At 48.3% G+C, this 16,411-nt stretch carries 16 protein-coding genes; 4 read left to right on the forward strand and 12 right to left on the reverse strand.

The window, feature by feature from the left end; all coding sequences use genetic code 11:
• The first annotated feature begins 101 nt into the window (after window positions 1-101).
• Window positions 102-2,624, forward strand: coding sequence for a glycoside hydrolase family 2 TIM barrel-domain containing protein (locus tag V8Z93_RS06205; RefSeq protein WP_439432705.1), 2,523 nt, complete (start codon window positions 102-104; stop codon window positions 2,622-2,624).
• Between the two features lie 103 nt (window positions 2,625-2,727).
• Complete coding sequence (locus tag V8Z93_RS06210; protein ID WP_217764265.1) at window positions 2,728-3,303, forward strand: GNAT family N-acetyltransferase; 576 nt, start codon at window positions 2,728-2,730, stop codon at window positions 3,301-3,303.
• A 259-nt stretch (window positions 3,304-3,562) separates the two neighbouring features.
• Here V8Z93_RS06210 and V8Z93_RS06215 read toward each other — a convergent pair whose 3' ends face one another.
• The 6 genes from V8Z93_RS06215 to V8Z93_RS06240 all read right to left on the reverse strand — a co-directional run bounded on the left by V8Z93_RS06215 (window position 3,563) and on the right by V8Z93_RS06240 (window position 8,090).
• The gene (locus tag V8Z93_RS06215) at window positions 3,563-4,939 is read right to left on the reverse strand and encodes an alanine/glycine:cation symporter family protein (RefSeq protein ID WP_439432706.1); all 1,377 of its coding nucleotides are present in this window, start codon (window positions 4,937-4,939) and stop codon (window positions 3,563-3,565) included.
• Between the two features lie 75 nt (window positions 4,940-5,014).
• Window positions 5,015-5,593, reverse strand: a complete 579-nt coding sequence (locus tag V8Z93_RS06220; RefSeq protein WP_439432707.1) for a DUF4230 domain-containing protein — start codon at window positions 5,591-5,593, stop codon at window positions 5,015-5,017.
• Between the two features lie 12 nt (window positions 5,594-5,605).
• A complete protein-coding gene (locus tag V8Z93_RS06225; RefSeq protein WP_203040553.1) occupies window positions 5,606-6,319 on the reverse strand; it encodes a DUF4230 domain-containing protein in 714 nt (237 codons plus the stop codon).
• A gap of 120 nt (window positions 6,320-6,439) precedes the next feature.
• The gene (locus tag V8Z93_RS06230; RefSeq protein WP_217764269.1) at window positions 6,440-6,820 is read right to left on the reverse strand and encodes a DUF6557 family protein; all 381 of its coding nucleotides are present in this window, start codon (window positions 6,818-6,820) and stop codon (window positions 6,440-6,442) included.
• A 44-nt stretch (window positions 6,821-6,864) separates the two neighbouring features.
• Complete coding sequence (gene ribH / locus V8Z93_RS06235) at window positions 6,865-7,341, reverse strand: 6,7-dimethyl-8-ribityllumazine synthase (protein ID WP_217764270.1); 477 nt, start codon at window positions 7,339-7,341, stop codon at window positions 6,865-6,867.
• A 53-nt stretch (window positions 7,342-7,394) separates the two neighbouring features.
• Window positions 7,395-8,090 (reverse strand): tetratricopeptide repeat protein, encoded by a 696-nt coding sequence (locus tag V8Z93_RS06240; RefSeq protein WP_217764271.1) that lies wholly within the window; start codon window positions 8,088-8,090, stop codon window positions 7,395-7,397.
• A 145-nt stretch (window positions 8,091-8,235) separates the two neighbouring features.
• On the opposite strand from V8Z93_RS06240, the gene recF reads away from it, so the two are divergent.
• Together recF and V8Z93_RS06250 are read left to right on the forward strand one after the other, a co-directional pair.
• Complete coding sequence (gene recF / locus V8Z93_RS06245) at window positions 8,236-9,339, forward strand: DNA replication/repair protein RecF (protein ID WP_439432708.1); 1,104 nt, start codon at window positions 8,236-8,238, stop codon at window positions 9,337-9,339.
• Between the two features lie 30 nt (window positions 9,340-9,369).
• Window positions 9,370-9,660, forward strand: a complete 291-nt coding sequence (locus V8Z93_RS06250) for a DUF721 domain-containing protein (protein WP_203050859.1) — start codon at window positions 9,370-9,372, stop codon at window positions 9,658-9,660.
• Window positions 9,661-9,828: 168 nt separating this feature from the next.
• Here the strand turns inward: V8Z93_RS06250 and V8Z93_RS06255 are convergent, their stop codons facing one another.
• The 6 genes from V8Z93_RS06255 to V8Z93_RS06280 form a co-directional block, all read right to left on the reverse strand.
• Window positions 9,829-10,440, reverse strand: coding sequence for a DUF4738 domain-containing protein (locus tag V8Z93_RS06255; protein WP_299331601.1), 612 nt, complete (start codon window positions 10,438-10,440; stop codon window positions 9,829-9,831).
• A gap of 407 nt (window positions 10,441-10,847) precedes the next feature.
• Window positions 10,848-11,387: a 5-formyltetrahydrofolate cyclo-ligase gene (locus tag V8Z93_RS06260; protein ID WP_217764274.1), complete on the reverse strand. Its 540-nt coding sequence runs from the start codon at window positions 11,385-11,387 to the stop codon at window positions 10,848-10,850.
• The gene (locus V8Z93_RS06265) at window positions 11,387-13,060 is read right to left on the reverse strand and encodes a S41 family peptidase (protein WP_439432709.1); all 1,674 of its coding nucleotides are present in this window, start codon (window positions 13,058-13,060) and stop codon (window positions 11,387-11,389) included. The genes V8Z93_RS06260 and V8Z93_RS06265 overlap by 1 nt, the downstream gene beginning before the upstream one ends.
• A 45-nt stretch (window positions 13,061-13,105) precedes the next feature.
• The gene (locus V8Z93_RS06270) at window positions 13,106-13,579 is read right to left on the reverse strand and encodes a deoxycytidylate deaminase (protein WP_439432710.1); all 474 of its coding nucleotides are present in this window, start codon (window positions 13,577-13,579) and stop codon (window positions 13,106-13,108) included.
• Between the two features lie 27 nt (window positions 13,580-13,606).
• Window positions 13,607-15,700 (reverse strand): M3 family metallopeptidase, encoded by a 2,094-nt coding sequence (locus V8Z93_RS06275; RefSeq protein ID WP_439432711.1) that lies wholly within the window; start codon window positions 15,698-15,700, stop codon window positions 13,607-13,609.
• A gap of 31 nt (window positions 15,701-15,731) precedes the next feature.
• A complete protein-coding gene (locus V8Z93_RS06280; RefSeq protein ID WP_439432712.1) occupies window positions 15,732-16,409 on the reverse strand; it encodes a Crp/Fnr family transcriptional regulator in 678 nt (225 codons plus the stop codon).
• Window positions 16,410-16,411: the final 2 nt, after the last annotated feature.

The following is a 16,411-nucleotide window of genomic DNA, read 5'->3' on the forward strand; positions in this document are numbered from 1 at the left end:
TCTCCCACAGATGACACAGATTTCACAGATTTTTTTATATTCTCAGAAAAGATGAATCTGTGTAAATCTGTGCTATCTGTGGGATTTCTTATATGATAGGAATGAACAAGAAAACATTATTGGGTGTAGTTTTTATGAGTGGGCTTTTAGCTCATCCGTTGAACGCCCGCGAACATCAGTCTTTTGATAAAGACTGGCTTTTCGTTTTAGCCGATAGTGCCGGTATGCAGAAATCGGAGTATGCTGACGGACATTGGCGCCGCTTGAATCTCCCTCACGATTGGGCGATAGAGGGCGATTTCGCTCCATCCAATCCTTCGGGAGCCAGCGGTGGCGCTCTTCCTGGAGGCATCGGCTGGTATCGCAAGCATTTTTCCGTGAATCCGAAGGAGAAGTACGACCGCTTTACCATCACCTTCGATGGCGTGTATATGAACTCTACCGTTTATATCAACGGCCACAAATTAGGCACGCGCCCTTATGGATACAGCACCTTTGAGTACGACCTTACACCTTATATCAATAGGAAGGGCGATAATGTCATCGCCGTGAAGGTGGATAACAGCGACCAGCCCAACAGCCGCTGGTATTCGGGCTGCGGCATCTATCGCCATGTATGGCTCACCAAGACCATGAAGAATGCGTACATCCCTCAGTGGGGACAGTATGTATCTACCACGCCGCAGGGTGATGTGAAGGTGAAGGTGGATTTCCTTGCCCAGGGCAGCAAGATGAAACTTTCCATCCGCAACACCATCTACGATGCGAAAGGCAAGGTGGTGGCAAAGAGCCAGGGCAATGAGGTGCAGCAGCTTAAGGTAAAGAATCCGCAGCTCTGGGATATCGCAAAAGGCTATCTCTATACCGTGAAGAGTGAATTGGTGGTGAATGGAAAGGTTGTGGATACCGCTACTACCACCACAGGCTTCAGGGATGTGAAGTTTGATGCACAGAAGGGTTTCTTCCTCAATGGCAGGAACATCAAGATCAATGGTGTCTGCGAGCACCACGACTTCGGCTGTCTGGGTGCAGCCGTAAACGAGGATGCGATGCATCGCAAACTCACCATCCTCCGCAATATGGGTGTGAATGCCATCCGAAGCAGTCATAATCCTCCGGCTCCCGAACTCTTGAACATGTGCGATTCGATGGGCCTCCTCGTGATGGACGAGAGTTTCGATATGTGGCGCCGCAAGAAATCGAATGGCGACTATGCCCGCTTCTTTGATGAATGGCATAAGCGCGATCTTTCTGATTTGATAAAACGGGATAGAAACCATCCGAGCATCATCATGTGGAGCATTGGCAACGAGGTGCTGGAGCAGTGGTCGGATGCCGCTGCCGATACGCTTTCGCTGGAGCAGGCGAATCTGATATTGAATGCCGGTCACGATGCTTCTACCTTGGCGCATAGCGATGAACTGAGCGTAAACTCGCTCCTGACGCAGCTTCTTGCCAAGCTGGTGAAGGAGAACGACCCTTGGGGCACCCGTCCGGTTACGGCTGGTTGCAACGAACCTGACCCTAAGAACCATCTCTTCAAGAGCGGTGCCATCGATGTCATCGGTTTCAACTACCATCATCAGTGGGTAAAGGATGTGCCCAAGAACTTCCCTAACAAGCCGTTCATCCTTTCGGAAAGTGTTTCTGCCCTGCAGACCCGTGGCTATTACATGATGCCGAGCGACCATATCTATACGGCACCGAAGGAATGGTGGCTGCCTTATACCGACCCATCCTTCATGTGTTCGGCATACGACAACATGCATGCTTCGTGGAGCAGTACCCATGAGGAAACCTGGGATGTGGTGAAGCACAACGACTTTGTGGGTGGCCAGTTTATCTGGACCGGTTTCGATTACATCGGAGAACCTACGCCTTACGCTTATCCGGCACGCAGCAGTTATTTCGGCATCATCGACCTGGCGGGTCTTCCGAAGGACAGTTATTACATGTATCAGAGTGAGTGGACCAGCAAGGATGTGCTCCATCTCTTCCCTCACTGGAACTGGCTCCCAGGTCAGACCATCGATATGTGGTGCTATTACAACCATGCCGACGAGGTGGAACTCTTTGTGAATGGCAAGAGCCAGGGCGTTCGCAAGAAGACCGTTTATGGTGCGAAGAACGAAGGCGAGGCTTTCCAGAAGAGTACGGAGTATCACGTGATGTGGCGTGTAAACTTCGAACCGGGAGAGGTGAAGGTAGTGGCAAGAAAGAATGGCAAGCAGGTAGCAGAACAGACCATCAGAACGGCTGGCGCCCCTCATCATCTCGTATTGAAGAAAACCTATCAGGGTAATCTGGCTTTTGGCGCCTCAGAACCAACCACTTTCGTAGAGGTGAATGTAGTGGATAAGGATGGAAATCTCTGTCCGAATGCCAGTAATCAGATATTCTTCTCAGTAGAAGGAAAGAAAGACGGAATGGAAACTTCGAAAGGGTTTGATAATAAGGCAGAACTCAAGATTCTTGGCACCGATAATGGTTGCCAAACCTCGCTGGAGCGCTTCACCGACCCTCATCGCAAGGCATTCTTTGGTAAATGTGTAGTAGTTTTGAAAGGTAAAGGCTCCCTGAAAGCGGAGGCTGTTGATTTGAAAGATGCAACATTGAGTCTTTAAAAATCAATAAAAATTCGTTTTTCTCGTTTGTTTTTACTATCTTTGCAAGCGGATTCGACTTTCGGGTTGTTTCCGCTTGTTTCATAAATAACTAAAAGGGAAAATGAAAGTACATATAGAGCAAGGTACGCCTGATAAGGCATCACATATTGCATCGCTCATCATGGAAGCGATGAACACAGACTGCTGCCAGAACTTCGCTGGTCCGCATCATACTTTGGTGGATTTCCATCAGATGATGGAGCGTCTGGTAAAGATGGAAGATAGCCAGTACAGCTATCTTAACACGCTGGTGGCTAGCAACAGCGAGGGTATCATCACCGGTATCCTTGTGGCATACGATGGTGCCCGATTGAAGGAACTGCGCAGACAGTTTATCAAGGAGGCTATCGTAAGCTTCGGCATCGACTATTCGGCAATGGATGCAGAGACAGAAGCTGGCGAGTTTTATCTCGACAGTTTAGCCGTTTCCAGCAGTTTCCGTGGTAAGGGCATCGCCAAGCAGCTCCTGGCTGCTGCCATCGAGAAAGCCAGAGAGTTGGGTATCCCTAAGGTGGGGCTGCTTGTAGACAAAGGTAATCCGAGAGCGGAGAAACTCTATACCAAAGTTGGTTTTGAATATGTCAACGATACGGTATGGGGAGGTCACGGCATGAGACACCTGCAATACACCATCTGAAAATGGCGATAAGGATGAAGAAATAAACGATTGGCTCGTTTGTCACATATACAAAAGCCCGGCATCGCATCACTGCGGGCCGGGCTTTTATCACTAATCAACAAAAACTAATAAAATATTATTAAACCTATATAACCTTGCGTATGAAATGTCTTTTATCTTAATTTCGTTGCAAAGATACGTATATTGTTTGATATTTCATTATTTTTGCTGCAATATCTTCTTTTTTTCAGAGTAAACGTTTGCACAATGTTGTATATTATTCCAATTCCTCAATCTCACTCTCGTCCATATCTCGGTCGAGTCGGTCTCTCCAGAGATACTTTCTCGTTTCGTGGACGATGATGCCGCTGAGACAGAGCAGGGAAACGAGGTTAGGGATAGCCATGAGGGCATTCATGCAGTCGGCGATGTTCCATACCAATCCCAGGCTGATGACGCTACCGATGAAAATACTGATGATGTAGAGCATTCGATAGCAGAGCATCCATTTCTTTCCCTTGAGATATTCCACGCAGCGCTCGCCGTAATAACTCCAGCCCAGGGTGGTGCTGAAGGCAAAGGTGCTCAAACCGAAGGTAAGCAATGGGGCACCGATATATGGAATCTTGCTGAACGCTGCCTTGGTAAGCGCAGCACCGTTGTGATAGTCGATATCAGGATAAGCGATGATGCTCGATGTGATGACCAGTCCGGTGAGGGCACAGATAATCACGGTATCCCAGAAGGTACCGGTGGATGAAACCAACGCCTGGCGTACAGGGTTGCGGGTCTGTGCCGCTGCAGCAACGATAGGGGCAGAACCCAAACCGCTCTCGTTGGAGAACAGACCACGGGCGATACCATAGCGGGCTGCCATCATCAGGGTGCTGCCCGCAAAACCGCCACCCGCTGCCTTGGTGGTGAATGCCGATTCAAGGATGACCTTGATGGCTGGCATGAGATAGGCATGGTTGACGATGAGGATGTAGATGCAGCCCAGCACATAGAAGAGTGCCATGAATGGCACGAGCATGCCGCATACCTTAGAAATGGTCTTTACGCCACCGATGATAACGGCAGCTCCGAGTGCTGTGACGATAGCTCCCGTGATATAAGGAGAAATGCCATACTGGTTCTCTACCAGGGTAGAGATGGCATTAGCCTGTACGGTGCTTCCGATGCCGAAAGAGGCGAGAGCGGCAAAGACAGCGAAGAGGATGGCTAGCCACTTCCATCCCAAACCTTTCTCCAGGGCATACATCGGACCGCCAAGCATCCGTCCACGCTTGGTCTTCACACGATATTTCACGGCAAGCAAGCCCTCGGCATATTTGGTTGAAATACCGAATACACCCGTAAGCCAGCACCAGAGCACGGCACCTGGACCTCCAAGGGCAATGGCGGTGGCCACACCGATGATGTTACCTGTACCAATGGTTGCAGCAAGGGCAGTAGCCAAGGCACCAAACTGTGAAACATCTCCCGTGGCATTCTTGTCTTTCTTTATTGACAGCGCTATCGCCTTGAATATCTTGCGCTGTGGAAAGCGCAGGCGAATGGTCAGGAAAATGTGGGTTCCTAACAGAAGGATAATCATTGGCCATCCCCAGAGGAATGAACTGAATGCGGTGAAAAAATCGTTGATAGTCTCCATCTTTCTTTCTCTCTTTAAATGTTTATTGTTTTTTTATTCCTCGAATTCAATCTTGATATATCTTGAATCCAATCTTTATTTCTCGAATTCAATCTTTACATTGTTGAAACCCATGGCTTTGAGCATTTCCCTGAACTGTTGCTTGGCATTTCTCTGTGCCGTCTGGATATTCACGGGGGTGATGCAGCGCTTCTTCATCATGGTGTAGGCACGGTCGTACATCGCCTGGCGGTCGGCTCCGGTCCACTTTCCTTCTTCAAAGAAGCTTTTGGTGCGGGCTTCGTCGATGAAGTTGTTGTCGAGAAGGCGGATTGGGGGCAGGGTGCAGGTGATGGAGTTTTTTTCTTCATCCACTTTCATCCATCCTTCCTTCACGTCTTTCATGTCGATGCCCAGCCTGAGGGTTCCGTAGTAGATACGTACCAGCTGGTCGTCGCCAAAGAAGCCGCGGCGCACGGTGTCAACGAGTTCCTCGTCGTTGATGGCGAGAAATTCCCATTGTCCTATCGCCTCGATACTCTCCACCTGGGTAGGCGAGAGGGTGGTCTTTTCTTCTGTAGCCACCTCCACCGTATTGTCTTTATTGAGCCAGTATAATGCTCCGCCTATCACCACGGCAAGGAGCACGATAAGCATAATTCCATATTTCTTCATGTCTGAGTCCTCCTATTTTGAAGCCTGGTCAGGGGCGTTCTTCTTTTCTATGGTTGTCTTGTCGCTCAGTCCGTTGGAGATGAATCCCTTCAGATCCTGCAGGGTAAACTTCTTGCGGAAACTGATCTTGATGTTCTCTTCCTTGAATCCCATGTCGATGAGCATCGGGATGAGTGTGTTGGCAGCACTGAATTGTGCCTGCTCCATCAGGTCGATATTCGGAATATCGTTGATGATGCTCTGGCGGCCCTGCTGTTCCAGCTTCGTCAGTTCGGCATCGGTGAAGTTGCTTCGTGTCAGCGAAACGTATTGCTTCACTGCCTTGTGGTCTATCTTGCTGCTGGTGAGCACCAGTTTCGGGTCGGGCAGGATGATTTCAATCTTGTCGCCCTTTCGGGATACGTTCTTCTGCGAGAATCCCTCGAAATCCACATACGCCTTGATGGTGGCATCCATTGGGATGGCTACCTTGCGGTTGGATCCCGGAATATGGATGTTGAAATCCTTCTTCATGAAAGAACCTTTCAGGTTCAGCTGATCATCATGGGTGATGATTTTGTGAACATGCGCTTCGGCTGTGTAGAGACGACTGCACTTCTGTATCTGCATCACCATCACCGGAATGGTGTCGATGACGTTTGCTTTTTCTTCCGTTGGCTGCTTCTGCGAGCAGGCTGAAAAGGCGAGAATCATGGCAGATAATATGATATTTAATAACTTCTTCATACAAAATGTTTTAAAATCGTTGCAAAGATACGACAATTTGTTTGAAAAACCAAAGAAAAAGGTAAAAAATAAAAGCTCTTGAAGCTAAAAAGTAACTTCAAGAGCTTTTGGTGTCTCATTTTATTTCAAGAGTTTCCTGTATTCCTTGTCAAATCCCTGTGGATGGCGACCGGTGAAGAGGATGTTCAGGAGGCAGTTGGCAGCTATCTCAACATCATTGAGGTCAGCTCCCTTTCCTTTCTTGATCTCCTTACCCAGACATACATCCCAGTTGCAAAAGAAGCAACTGTCGTTGGCTCCCACAAACATATCGCTGGAGTTTGGATCTTCTATCAGTTCGAAGCGGATTACCTTCTTGGAACTGATAGGCTGGATGTCGCAAAGCATATTGAATGCCTTCTCGAACACATCGCGATGCACTTGAGCATTAGGAAACATCGCATTGAGCGTTGGGAATATCTCCTCAAACTCAAATGACTGAAATAACTGATAGAGTTTCATATGATACCTTATTTATATATATGATACAAAAATCCTTTTCTCTATTAGAACTTCGCCATCTTGATAGCGTCGATAGCGCACTCGTCACCCTTGTTGCCCAACTTGCCACCGCTGCGGTCCTTGGCCTGCTGCAGGTCGTTGGTGGTGAGGAGACCATAGATAACAGGAATCTCCTGTGTTGCATTGAGGCGTGCGATGCCATAGGTAACACCCTCGCAGATGTAATCGAAGTGAGGAGTCTCACCACGAATCACGCTACCCAGGATGATGACAGCGTCGTATCCGCCATTGAGAACCATCTGATGAGCGCCGTAAATCAGCTCGAAGCTTCCAGGAACCGTCTTCACGTGGATGTTCTCTGGCAGTGCGCCATGCTTTTCGAGGGTCTTAACGGCTCCGTCGAGCAAAGCACCGGTGATTTCTGGGTTCCATTCTGCCACTACAATGCCGAAGCACATGTTGCTGGCATCAGGTACCTTGGAGAAATCGTAGTCCGACAAATTATGAAGTGCTGTAGCCATATCTTTTTCTTCCTTTCTTTCTGTTTTTGAATATCTGCTTTCCGGGAAGAAGATTAGTTGGAAGCACGCTCGATGTACTTGTCAATCTCACCGCTCTGAACGAGCATAGAGTTCACATACTTCTTCTTGATGTCCTGATAGAGGCTCAAGGCGTCTGCCTTCTTGCCGTCGCTCTCCAGAATTTCACCAGCCTTGATGAGGAATGCAGGAGAAAGAGAGTTGTTGGCATCATCCTCTGCCTTGCTGTCTGCCATGGAAGCAGCCTTCTTGAAAGCGTCAACAGCCTGGTCGTTCTTCTTGAGGTGAGCATAAACATCGCCGAGAGCTGCCTGAGCTGCTGGACTGATCATCTGGTCGTCCTTAGAAGAGAAAGCGTCGAGGCTCTTTTCTGCCTCAGCCCACTTGCCGAGGTTCGCGTAGCAGAGACCTGCATAGAGGTTAGCCAGGTTACCTGCCTTTGTGCTGCTGTACTCGCTAGCAATCTTTGCGAAACCTACGTAACCTGCGCCATCACCGTTGAGTGCCTGCTCGAACATCTCGTTCTGGAAGTAAGTCTGTCCCTTGCCGAGCAATGTGCTTGCCTTGTCCTCACGAGGACCGGCAATCTGAGAGAAGTAACCGAACACACCTGCGATGATAACAACCAGTGCTACCACAGCGATAATAATAGCCTTCTTGTTCTTCATGAAGAAGGCTTCCTTCATGTTGAGGCTCTCGATTTCCTGAGCCTGTAAGTTGTTGTTTGCCATTTTTTATTTTTTATTTTTTTATTATTTCTACAGTTTAGGTTGCAAAAATACGCAATTTTATTCAATTATTGAAATTTCTAGCCCACTTTTTTCGTTTTTTGCGCTTTTTCTACTAACTTTGCAGGCAATAATCAGTAAAGTGTGTATGATTTTAAAGAATATTTCCATTATTAATTATAAAAACATCAAGAGCGCCAATATGGAGTTGTCGCCAAAAATTAACTGTCTTATCGGCCATAACGGCATGGGTAAGACCAACTTTCTCGATGCCATCTACTATCTTTCGTTTTGCCGGAGTGCGAGCAATCCGATAGACTCACAGATCATCACTCACGATGAGGCTTTCTTCATGCTTGAGGGTAATTACGAGAATGATAGTGGGGATTCGGAAAACATCTACTGCGGTATGAAGCGAGGCACCAAGAAGCACTTCAAGCGCAACAAGAAGGAGTACAAGCGACTGTCGCAGCACATCGGACTGATTCCGCTCATCTTCGTATCGCCTTCGGATGTTTCGCTCATCGAGGGGGGAAGCGAGGAACGGAGAAAACTGATGGATGTGGTCATCTCGCAGTATGACCATACTTACATAGAATATCTCTCCAACTACAACAAGGCGTTGCAGCAGCGCAATGCTTTGCTGAAGATGGAGACGGAGCCGGATGCTACGCTGATGGAACTTTGGGAGCAGCAGATGGCGATCAACGGGGAGCAACTATTCGTGCGCCGCCAGGCATTCGTCAACGAACTGGTGCCTCTGTTTCAGCAGATTTACCAGCATATTTCGGGCGACAAGGAGCAGGTGGGCTTGCATTACATCTCGCATTGCCAGCGAGGACCTTTGCTGGAGGTGATTCAGCGCGATAGATTCAAGGATAGGGCTGTGGGCTATTCGCTTCATGGTGTTCATCGCGATGACCTGGAGTTTACGATAGGCGATTATCAGATGAAGCGTGAGGGAAGCCAGGGACAGAACAAGAGTTTTGTCATTGCCCTGAAGCTGGCTCAGTTTAGTTTCCTGAAGCGAACCTGCTCTAATACCAAGCCTCTTCTCCTGCTCGATGATATCTTTGATAAGCTTGATGCCCAGCGTGTTGAGGCAATCGTGCAACTGGTTTCAAATGATAATTTCGGTCAGATATTCATCACGGATACCAATCGTGATCATCTCGACCAGATACTCCATCGTCTGGATGGTGACTACAAGATTTTCGCCGTAGAGAATGGAGAGATGAATGTGAGGAGTTAACGTGTATAATAGATATAAATAGATATTATTGTGTTTAGAAAGAAAGTTCGTTCGATAGGTGAATTGCTGCCGGAGTTTCTGCGAAACGAGGGGTTGGAAACCCCTTTGCTGCAAAAGCGCCTGATTGATAGTTGGGATGCAGTGGTGGGTGCTCCCATCGCAGCTTATTGTGGTGAAAAGTTCATCAAGAACCAAACCCTGTTTGTGAAGTTGCAGAACCCAGCACTTCGTGCCGATTTAACAATGAACCGATCTATCCTGGTTCGCCGGCTCAACGAGCAGGTAGGAGCACAGGTCATCGCTGACATTAGGTTTTATTAAGAGGAATTCTGGTGTTTTTACGCAGGTGATAGAAACATTTGGGTGTACTCATATAAAATGTATACGGCAATGGCGGACGTGTATTCGCCATTGCCGTATATGTATCCGCCACTGCTGGATGTCTATCCGGCAGTGGCGGATAGACATTTTCTTGTGGAGAGAAAGGATTTATACCCCTTCTTCGTCGTCATCTTCTTCTGCAGCACCTTTGTTCTTGTTGCTGGAAGCACCGTTGCTGCCAGATTCCGTATCAAGAATCTGGTCTTTAGAGATGTTGACGGCTCCCAGGTTGGAAATCTTCAGTACCATCGGAACATACTCATCGCTGGTGATATCAGGAGAACCCACGCTTGCGGCAAAACAGAGGTTGTTGCCTTCTGCCTTCACATAGACGATGCCCAGCAGGGCACCTGTCTCCTTGGTGTGCTTGTCAAGATAACGCTCGAAATCACTCTTGGTAAAGGTGCGGTTGAAGAACTCCGTACCGTCTTTTCTGAGGATTCTAACGGTAATCTTGTTGTCGTAATACTTGGTGGTTTCATCAAGCTTGATGATAGGCAATTCGCTGTCAGAAGCTCTTTTAACCACAATCTTGTAGGTGGTGCCAAGCCATTCTATGTCTCTTGCCTGCTCATAGTCGCTCATCTTCTGAATTGCCTTGTTGGATACCTTGGCTGCAGGTTTAGGAGCAATGATGATATTGCTCTTTTTCTTTTCGGCACAGGATGCCATCAGTCCGGCTGCCGCTATTGCCATGAATATGTAATTGATTCGTTTCATTGCTATTCTTGTTTTGATGCTACAAAATTAGTAAAAAAAAACAAGATTTGGGATAGATGCCCGTTAAAAAACAAAAAAACATCCGAAAGCCCTTGTCTTTTTCTATCAAACTTGCTTTCGTATGGACAAAAAAAAGAGGCATCGACTTTCACAAGCCAGTGCCTTCGGATACCTAAATACTAACTAATAAATTTCCTATTGAATCTTACACGATATAATAAAAGTTCAGTTTATGAATTCTAATCATAATCTTAGACCCCTAAAACCCCGAAAGGTTTAATGGAAATCTCTTAAAAACGCTTTGTTTTTATTTTATTAACGATTTCTGATGCAAGATATTGTATTTTCCACTAAAAAACTAGCTTTTTTTGTTTTTTTCGGGGAAAATGCGGGAGAAAACTGAAGCTTTATCCCATGATTGCATCCATTTTTATATCTGTTTCCTCCGTTGGAATCTCATCCACCAGTTGGAAAGGAAAGCAGATTCCTATCTTGTATACCTGGGGAATCTTCTGGAGGAATCTGTCGTAATATCCCTTGCCTCTGCCCAGGCGGTTGTGGTTCCCGTCGAATGCCATGCCGGGGATGATGGCGAGATTTATTTCCTGATACCTCTCTTCGGGGAATAGGCTTCCGATGGGTTCCATGATATGGAAGGCTCCTTCCTTCAGGTCGTGCTTTCCCGTATATTCCCGAATCACCATGTTCTCTCCGTCTATCACCTCAGGCAGGAGAATCTTCTTGCCTTCTGTCAGTAGTTGGTCGATGTATGCATGGGTGTTTACCTCGTCGGGCAGGGAATAGTACATCAATATCGTTTCTGCTCTTTGCAGATGCTCATTCCCGTTGAGTCGGGATAAAACAGAAAGCGACAGTTCCTCAAGTTGACTTGAGGAATACTGTCGCTTTTCGTTTCTTATGAATTGTCTTAATTCTTTTTTATCCATTATTTCTGCTTTTTTGCAATGGGCTTTTTGGCCTTTGGCTTGGCTGCAGGCACAGGCTTCTTTGGGAATGCCTCGTGCTTCTCGAACACTTCCAGGGTCTTCATAATCACTGGGTCGTCCTGGTTGATGTATTGGGTCCAGGCCTGTTCATCCAGCATGTTGTAGATGATTCGGCTGTCGATGACTCTATCCAGAAGCTTGTGTGACTTTCTGATGAGCAGGTTTCTGCGCTTCAAGCCGCGCTTGTCGGCATAGTTGGCAAATTGCTCTACCATGTTCTGACTGTCAAGATAGTCGGAAAGCTGCATCATCTCCTTGAAGTTGTTCAACTTCGGACGGTTGTCGTCGGTATAGGTGAACGCAAACTGAAGGATGAGTCCGCTCATGCTGGCCTCCTTGAAGTAAGAAGTCATGCCGAGGGTATCCTCCGGTACGAAGATATCAGGAGTGATACCACCGCCACCATAAACCACGCGACCGATGCCTGTATGGTAAGCCGGACCGGTATGCTTGATGCTATCCTGCGAGAAGAACTCGCCGTGCTGATAGCGGGTGAGGAGGTCTTGCTCGTAATCCTTGTCATCACCCAGGGTGTATGGCTTCTGGATGCATCTGCCCGATGGCGTATAGTAGCGGGCGATGGTGAGGCGGATGAGGCTGTGGTCAGGGAACTCAATCTGCTGCTGAACCAGACCCTTACCAAACGATCGGCGACCGATGATGGTAGCACGGTCGTTGTCCTGCATGGCACCGGCGAAGATTTCGGCAGAAGATGCAGAACCCTCGTTGATGAGCACCACCAGTGGAATCTTCTGATAAGCACCCTTGCCGTCGCTCGGATATTCCTGGCGAGGCGACTTTCTGCCTTCGGTATAGAGAATCAGCTTCTTGGCTGGCAGGAACTCGTTTGCCATGTTGACAGCGGCAGTAAGATAACCGCCCGAGTTATCGCGCAGGTCGATGCAGAGATTAGAGAATCCCTGCTGCGAGAGCTTTGCCAGGGCGATGAGCATCTCGGGATAGGTGTTCTCGCCGAAGTTCTTGATGCGGATATAGCCCGTTTGGTCATCGAGCATATAGGCCGCAGTCACACTCTTGGTAGGAATCTCGCCACGTGTCACGGTGAAGGTCTGCACCTTCTTGCTTCCATAGCGAACCACGCCAATCTTCACTTTCGTATCCTTCGGACCCTTCAGTCGGCGCATGGCTTCCTGGTTGGTAACAATCTTGCCCACGAATGGCTTGCCATCCACGGCCACAATCTTGTCGCCAGCCAGAAGTCCTGCTTTCTCGGCAGGTCCGTTCTGGATCACATTCTGCACATGGATGGTGTCTTGGCGGATGACGAACTCGATTCCCACTCCCGAGAAGGAGCCTTTGAGGTCGTCGTTAGCCTGAGCCGCATCCTTTGCACTGATATATACGGAGTGAGGGTCCAGCTCAGCAAGAATCTGAGGTATCGCCTTATCCACCAAGGAATCAATGTTCACGGCATCCACATACTGGTCGTCGATGAGGTGGAGCAGGTTGTTGAGTCGGTTGCTGCCACTATTGATGACGTTGAGTCGGTTGCCGGCGAAATGATTCGAAAAGAATGTACCGATGATGATGCCAATCACTACGCAGAGCGCCATGATGAAGGGCATGAATCGGTTGCTCTTATTCTTATTCATGTTCATAACTTACTAACTTTTAATATACTAACGTTTCTTTCTCTCTTATTGTTCGGAAGATGAATCCAGCTTATCCACGGAATCTCCCATTTCATCCGGATTCATGTATTCCACTTTAACCCCAGCCCTTTTGAGCAGGTCTATGCCATCCGTGAGACGGTACTTTTCGGCATAGACCACTCGCTTGATGCCCGACTGGATAATCAGCTTGGAGCATTCGATGCAAGGAGAGGCTGTGACATAGAGTGTACTTCCCTCACTGTTGTTGCTGCTGCGGGCCAGTTTGGTGATGGCATTGGCCTCGGCATGGAGAACGTATGGCTTGGTTACGTTGTTGTCCTCGCATACATTCTCGAATCCGCTGGGTGTACCGTTGTAGCCATCGCTGATAATCATCTTGTCTTTCACTACCAGTGCTCCCACCTGTCGGCGCTTGCAGTAGCTGTTTTCTGCCCAGATGCGCGCCATACGAAGGTATCGCAGGTCAAGCTTCTGCTGTTTGGAAAGTTCGTTTGCCATCACTTTTTTATAATTTATAATTTATAATTAATTCTTCTTGATTTCGTTGCGTTCGAGCAGGGCGTCGATGGTTGGCTCCTGTCCGCGGAATCGCTTGTAGAGCGTCATCGGATGCTCTGTACCACCCTTCGAGAGGATGTTGTCGCGGAAACTCTGGGCGGTTGCCTGGTCAAAGATACCATTCTTCTTGAATACGCTGAAGGCATCGGCATCGAGCACCTCTGCCCATTTGTAGCTGTAGTAGCCAGCTGCATATCCTCCTGCCATGATGTGGGAGAACTGTACGGTCATACAGGTATCCTGTCTCTGTGGCAGAACCATCGCCTTCTCCCATGCCTTCTTCTCGAATGGGATGATGTCGGCGGTGAATTCATCTTTCTTGGTGTAGTATGCCATGTCGAGCAAACCGAAACTTACCTGGCGCAGGCAGGCATAGGCTGCCATGAAGTTGCGGCTCTTCACGATGCGCTCAATGAGCTCGTCAGGCAATGGCTCGCCGGTCTCGTGATGGAAGGCAAAGGTGCGGAGAAAGTCTTTCTCTACCGCATAGTTCTCCATAAACTGAGATGGCAACTCTACGAAATCCCACCATACGTTGGTGCCTGAGAGGCTCTCGAAACGGGTGTTGGCAAACATGCCGTGAAGGCTATGGCCAAACTCGTGCAGGAAGGTCTCTACCTCGCCCAGGGTGAGGAGGGCTGGCTTCTCGGCTGTTGGCTTGGTGAAGTTCATCACCACGCTTACGTGTGGACGAACGTTAACGCCCTTATGGTCAATCCATTGTCCCTGGAATTCTGTCATCCAGGCACCGCCCTGCTTGCCCTTGCGAGGGAAGAAGTCGGCATAGAATACGGCGAGATAGCTGCCGTCCTTGTCGAATACCTCGTATGCCTTCACGTCTGGATGGTATACCGGAATATCCTTGTTTTCCTTGAAGGTGATGCCGTAGAGCTTGTTGGCAAGACCGAATACGCCGTCTATCACCTTGTCGAGTTGGAAGTATGGGCGGAGCATCTCTGCATCCAGGTTATACTTCTCCATCTGCAACTTGTGAGAATAGTATCCGAAATCCCATGGCTCCATCTCGAAGTCATCGCCTTCCAGTTTCTTGGCAAGTGCCTTCACCTCTTCTGTCTCTTCGATGGCTGTTGGCTTGTAGGCATCGATGAGGTCGTTCAGCAGTTTATACACATTCTCCGTTTTGCTTGCCATGCGGTGGCGGAGCACGTAGTCGGCGTAGGTCTCGAAGCCCAGGAGTTGAGCCAGTTCACGGCGCAGATTCACCAGCTTCTTGCATATTTCCAGGTTGTTCTGCTCGTTGTCGTGGGTGCAGACTGTGTTACGGGCCATGTACATCTGTTTGCGCAGTTCGCGCTGGGTAGAGTAGGTCATGAATGGAGAATAGCTAGGATAGTCGAGTGTGAAAATCCAGCCTTCCTCATTCTTTTCCTTGGCTGTATGTTCAGCTGCAGCGATGGCTGTTTCTGGCAGACCTTCGAGCTGCGCCTTGTCTGTGATGTGAAGAGTGAATGCCTTGTTCTCCTTCAGCAGGTTCTGCGAGAACTGGAGGGTGAGCATGCTTGCATCCTCGGTGAGCTTGCGCAGTTTCTCCTTGCCTTCCTCGTCGAGGAGGGCACCGCTGCGTACGAATCCGTCGTAGCTGGTTTCGAGCAGCATCTTCTCTTCAGCATTTAGTTCACGGTTAGGATGGTCGTGAACAAACTTGATGCGCTCGAAGAGCTTCTTGTTCAATGTGATGTCGTTGGCATGCTTGGTGAGGATAGGGCTCATCTTCTGTGCCAGTTCCTCCATCTCGTCGCAGGTCTCGGCACTCATCATGCAAGAGAATACGTTAGACACTCTGCTCAAGAGGTCGTAATAGTGTTCGCCCTTTTCTGTATCAACACGGGCGATGGTGTTTTCGAAGGTTGGCTCTGCCGGGTCGTTTACAATCTTGTCGGTTGCCTCGTCGTCGCGGCGGATACCTTCCATGAAAGCCTCCTCATAGTCGCCGAGCTGAATGCGGTCGAATGGGGCTGTATTGTGCGGGGTGCCGTATGGCAGGAAGAAAGGATTCTCTCTCTTCTCAATTTTTTTCTCGTTTATGGTTGTATCTTGCATTTTATTACTTTGAACTTGTTACTTTCAACTTTTAATTTTTAACAATGAGATTTTCCAATGATGGGATGACGATGATGCCTCGATAGAGTTTGATGAGTCCTTTTTCTTCCATCTCGTTGAGCGTATTCGATACATAGATTCGCTTCACGTTCATTTCTTCGGCGAGTCTGGTCATCTTGATACGGAAGGTCTTTTCGCCGGCTGGTCGGAGACAGTGACTTTCGAAGAAGCGGATGATGCGTTCTTCCAATGTCTTGGGAGGTACTCTGAAGAGTCGTCGCTCGCTCTTTTGTGTCTGCGTGGTGAGGATGTTGAGCTGGTTGATGCGGAATATTTCGTAATTATCGGATAGCTTCATCAATTCCTTTCTGCTGAAACTCATGATGTTGCAGTCCTCACCGGCAATATAGGTATGTGTATAGTGCTGGTTGAATCCGAAGAAACGTTCCACCTGAAGCACCTCGGGTGCCTTGATGGTCTCCTCTATCTGATAACCGTGGTCGTCAGCCTCTGTAATGACTTTGATTTCACCCTTAATCAGGAAAATTATGTGCAGACAGGGTTCGCCTTCCTGGGCGATGACATGACCTTTTTTCAACTTTTGAAAGTAGAACTTGGTCGTGCCTGCAATCTCAAGAAGGTCGCAACGGGTCATTCCCAGGAATAGGGGAAGTCCCAAAAGACTGTCGTATAATCTCTTTTCCGGCATAT

The sequence above is a fragment of the Segatella copri genome, from assembly GCF_051861805.1.
Taxonomy (GTDB): domain Bacteria; phylum Bacteroidota; class Bacteroidia; order Bacteroidales; family Bacteroidaceae; genus Prevotella; species Prevotella copri_M.

Bases quoted from the DNA above. Each gene is read 5' to 3' on its own strand.
- V8Z93_RS06205 (WP_439432705.1), top strand. From the start codon at position 102: ATGAACAAGAAAACATTATTGGGTGTAGTTTTTATGAGTGGGCTTTTA.
- V8Z93_RS06210 (WP_217764265.1), top strand. From the start codon at position 2,728: ATGAAAGTACATATAGAGCAAGGTACGCCTGATAAGGCATCACATATT.
- V8Z93_RS06215 (WP_439432706.1), bottom strand. From the start codon at position 4,939: ATGGAGACTATCAACGATTTTTTCACCGCATTCAGTTCATTCCTCTGG.
- V8Z93_RS06220 (WP_439432707.1), bottom strand. From the start codon at position 5,593: ATGAAGAAATATGGAATTATGCTTATCGTGCTCCTTGCCGTGGTGATA.
- V8Z93_RS06225 (WP_203040553.1), bottom strand. From the start codon at position 6,319: ATGAAGAAGTTATTAAATATCATATTATCTGCCATGATTCTCGCCTTT.
- V8Z93_RS06230 (WP_217764269.1), bottom strand. From the start codon at position 6,820: ATGAAACTCTATCAGTTATTTCAGTCATTTGAGTTTGAGGAGATATTC.
- ribH (WP_217764270.1), bottom strand. From the start codon at position 7,341: ATGGCTACAGCACTTCATAATTTGTCGGACTACGATTTCTCCAAGGTA.
- V8Z93_RS06240 (WP_217764271.1), bottom strand. From the start codon at position 8,090: ATGGCAAACAACAACTTACAGGCTCAGGAAATCGAGAGCCTCAACATG.
- recF (WP_439432708.1), top strand. From the start codon at position 8,236: ATGATTTTAAAGAATATTTCCATTATTAATTATAAAAACATCAAGAGC.
- V8Z93_RS06255 (WP_299331601.1), bottom strand. From the start codon at position 10,440: ATGAAACGAATCAATTACATATTCATGGCAATAGCGGCAGCCGGACTG.
- V8Z93_RS06260 (WP_217764274.1), bottom strand. From the start codon at position 11,387: ATGGATAAAAAAGAATTAAGACAATTCATAAGAAACGAAAAGCGACAG.
- V8Z93_RS06265 (WP_439432709.1), bottom strand. From the start codon at position 13,060: ATGAATAAGAATAAGAGCAACCGATTCATGCCCTTCATCATGGCGCTC.
- V8Z93_RS06270 (WP_439432710.1), bottom strand. From the start codon at position 13,579: ATGGCAAACGAACTTTCCAAACAGCAGAAGCTTGACCTGCGATACCTT.
- V8Z93_RS06275 (WP_439432711.1), bottom strand. From the start codon at position 15,700: ATGCAAGATACAACCATAAACGAGAAAAAAATTGAGAAGAGAGAGAAT.
- V8Z93_RS06280 (WP_439432712.1), bottom strand. From the start codon at position 16,409: ATGCCGGAAAAGAGATTATACGACAGTCTTTTGGGACTTCCCCTATTC.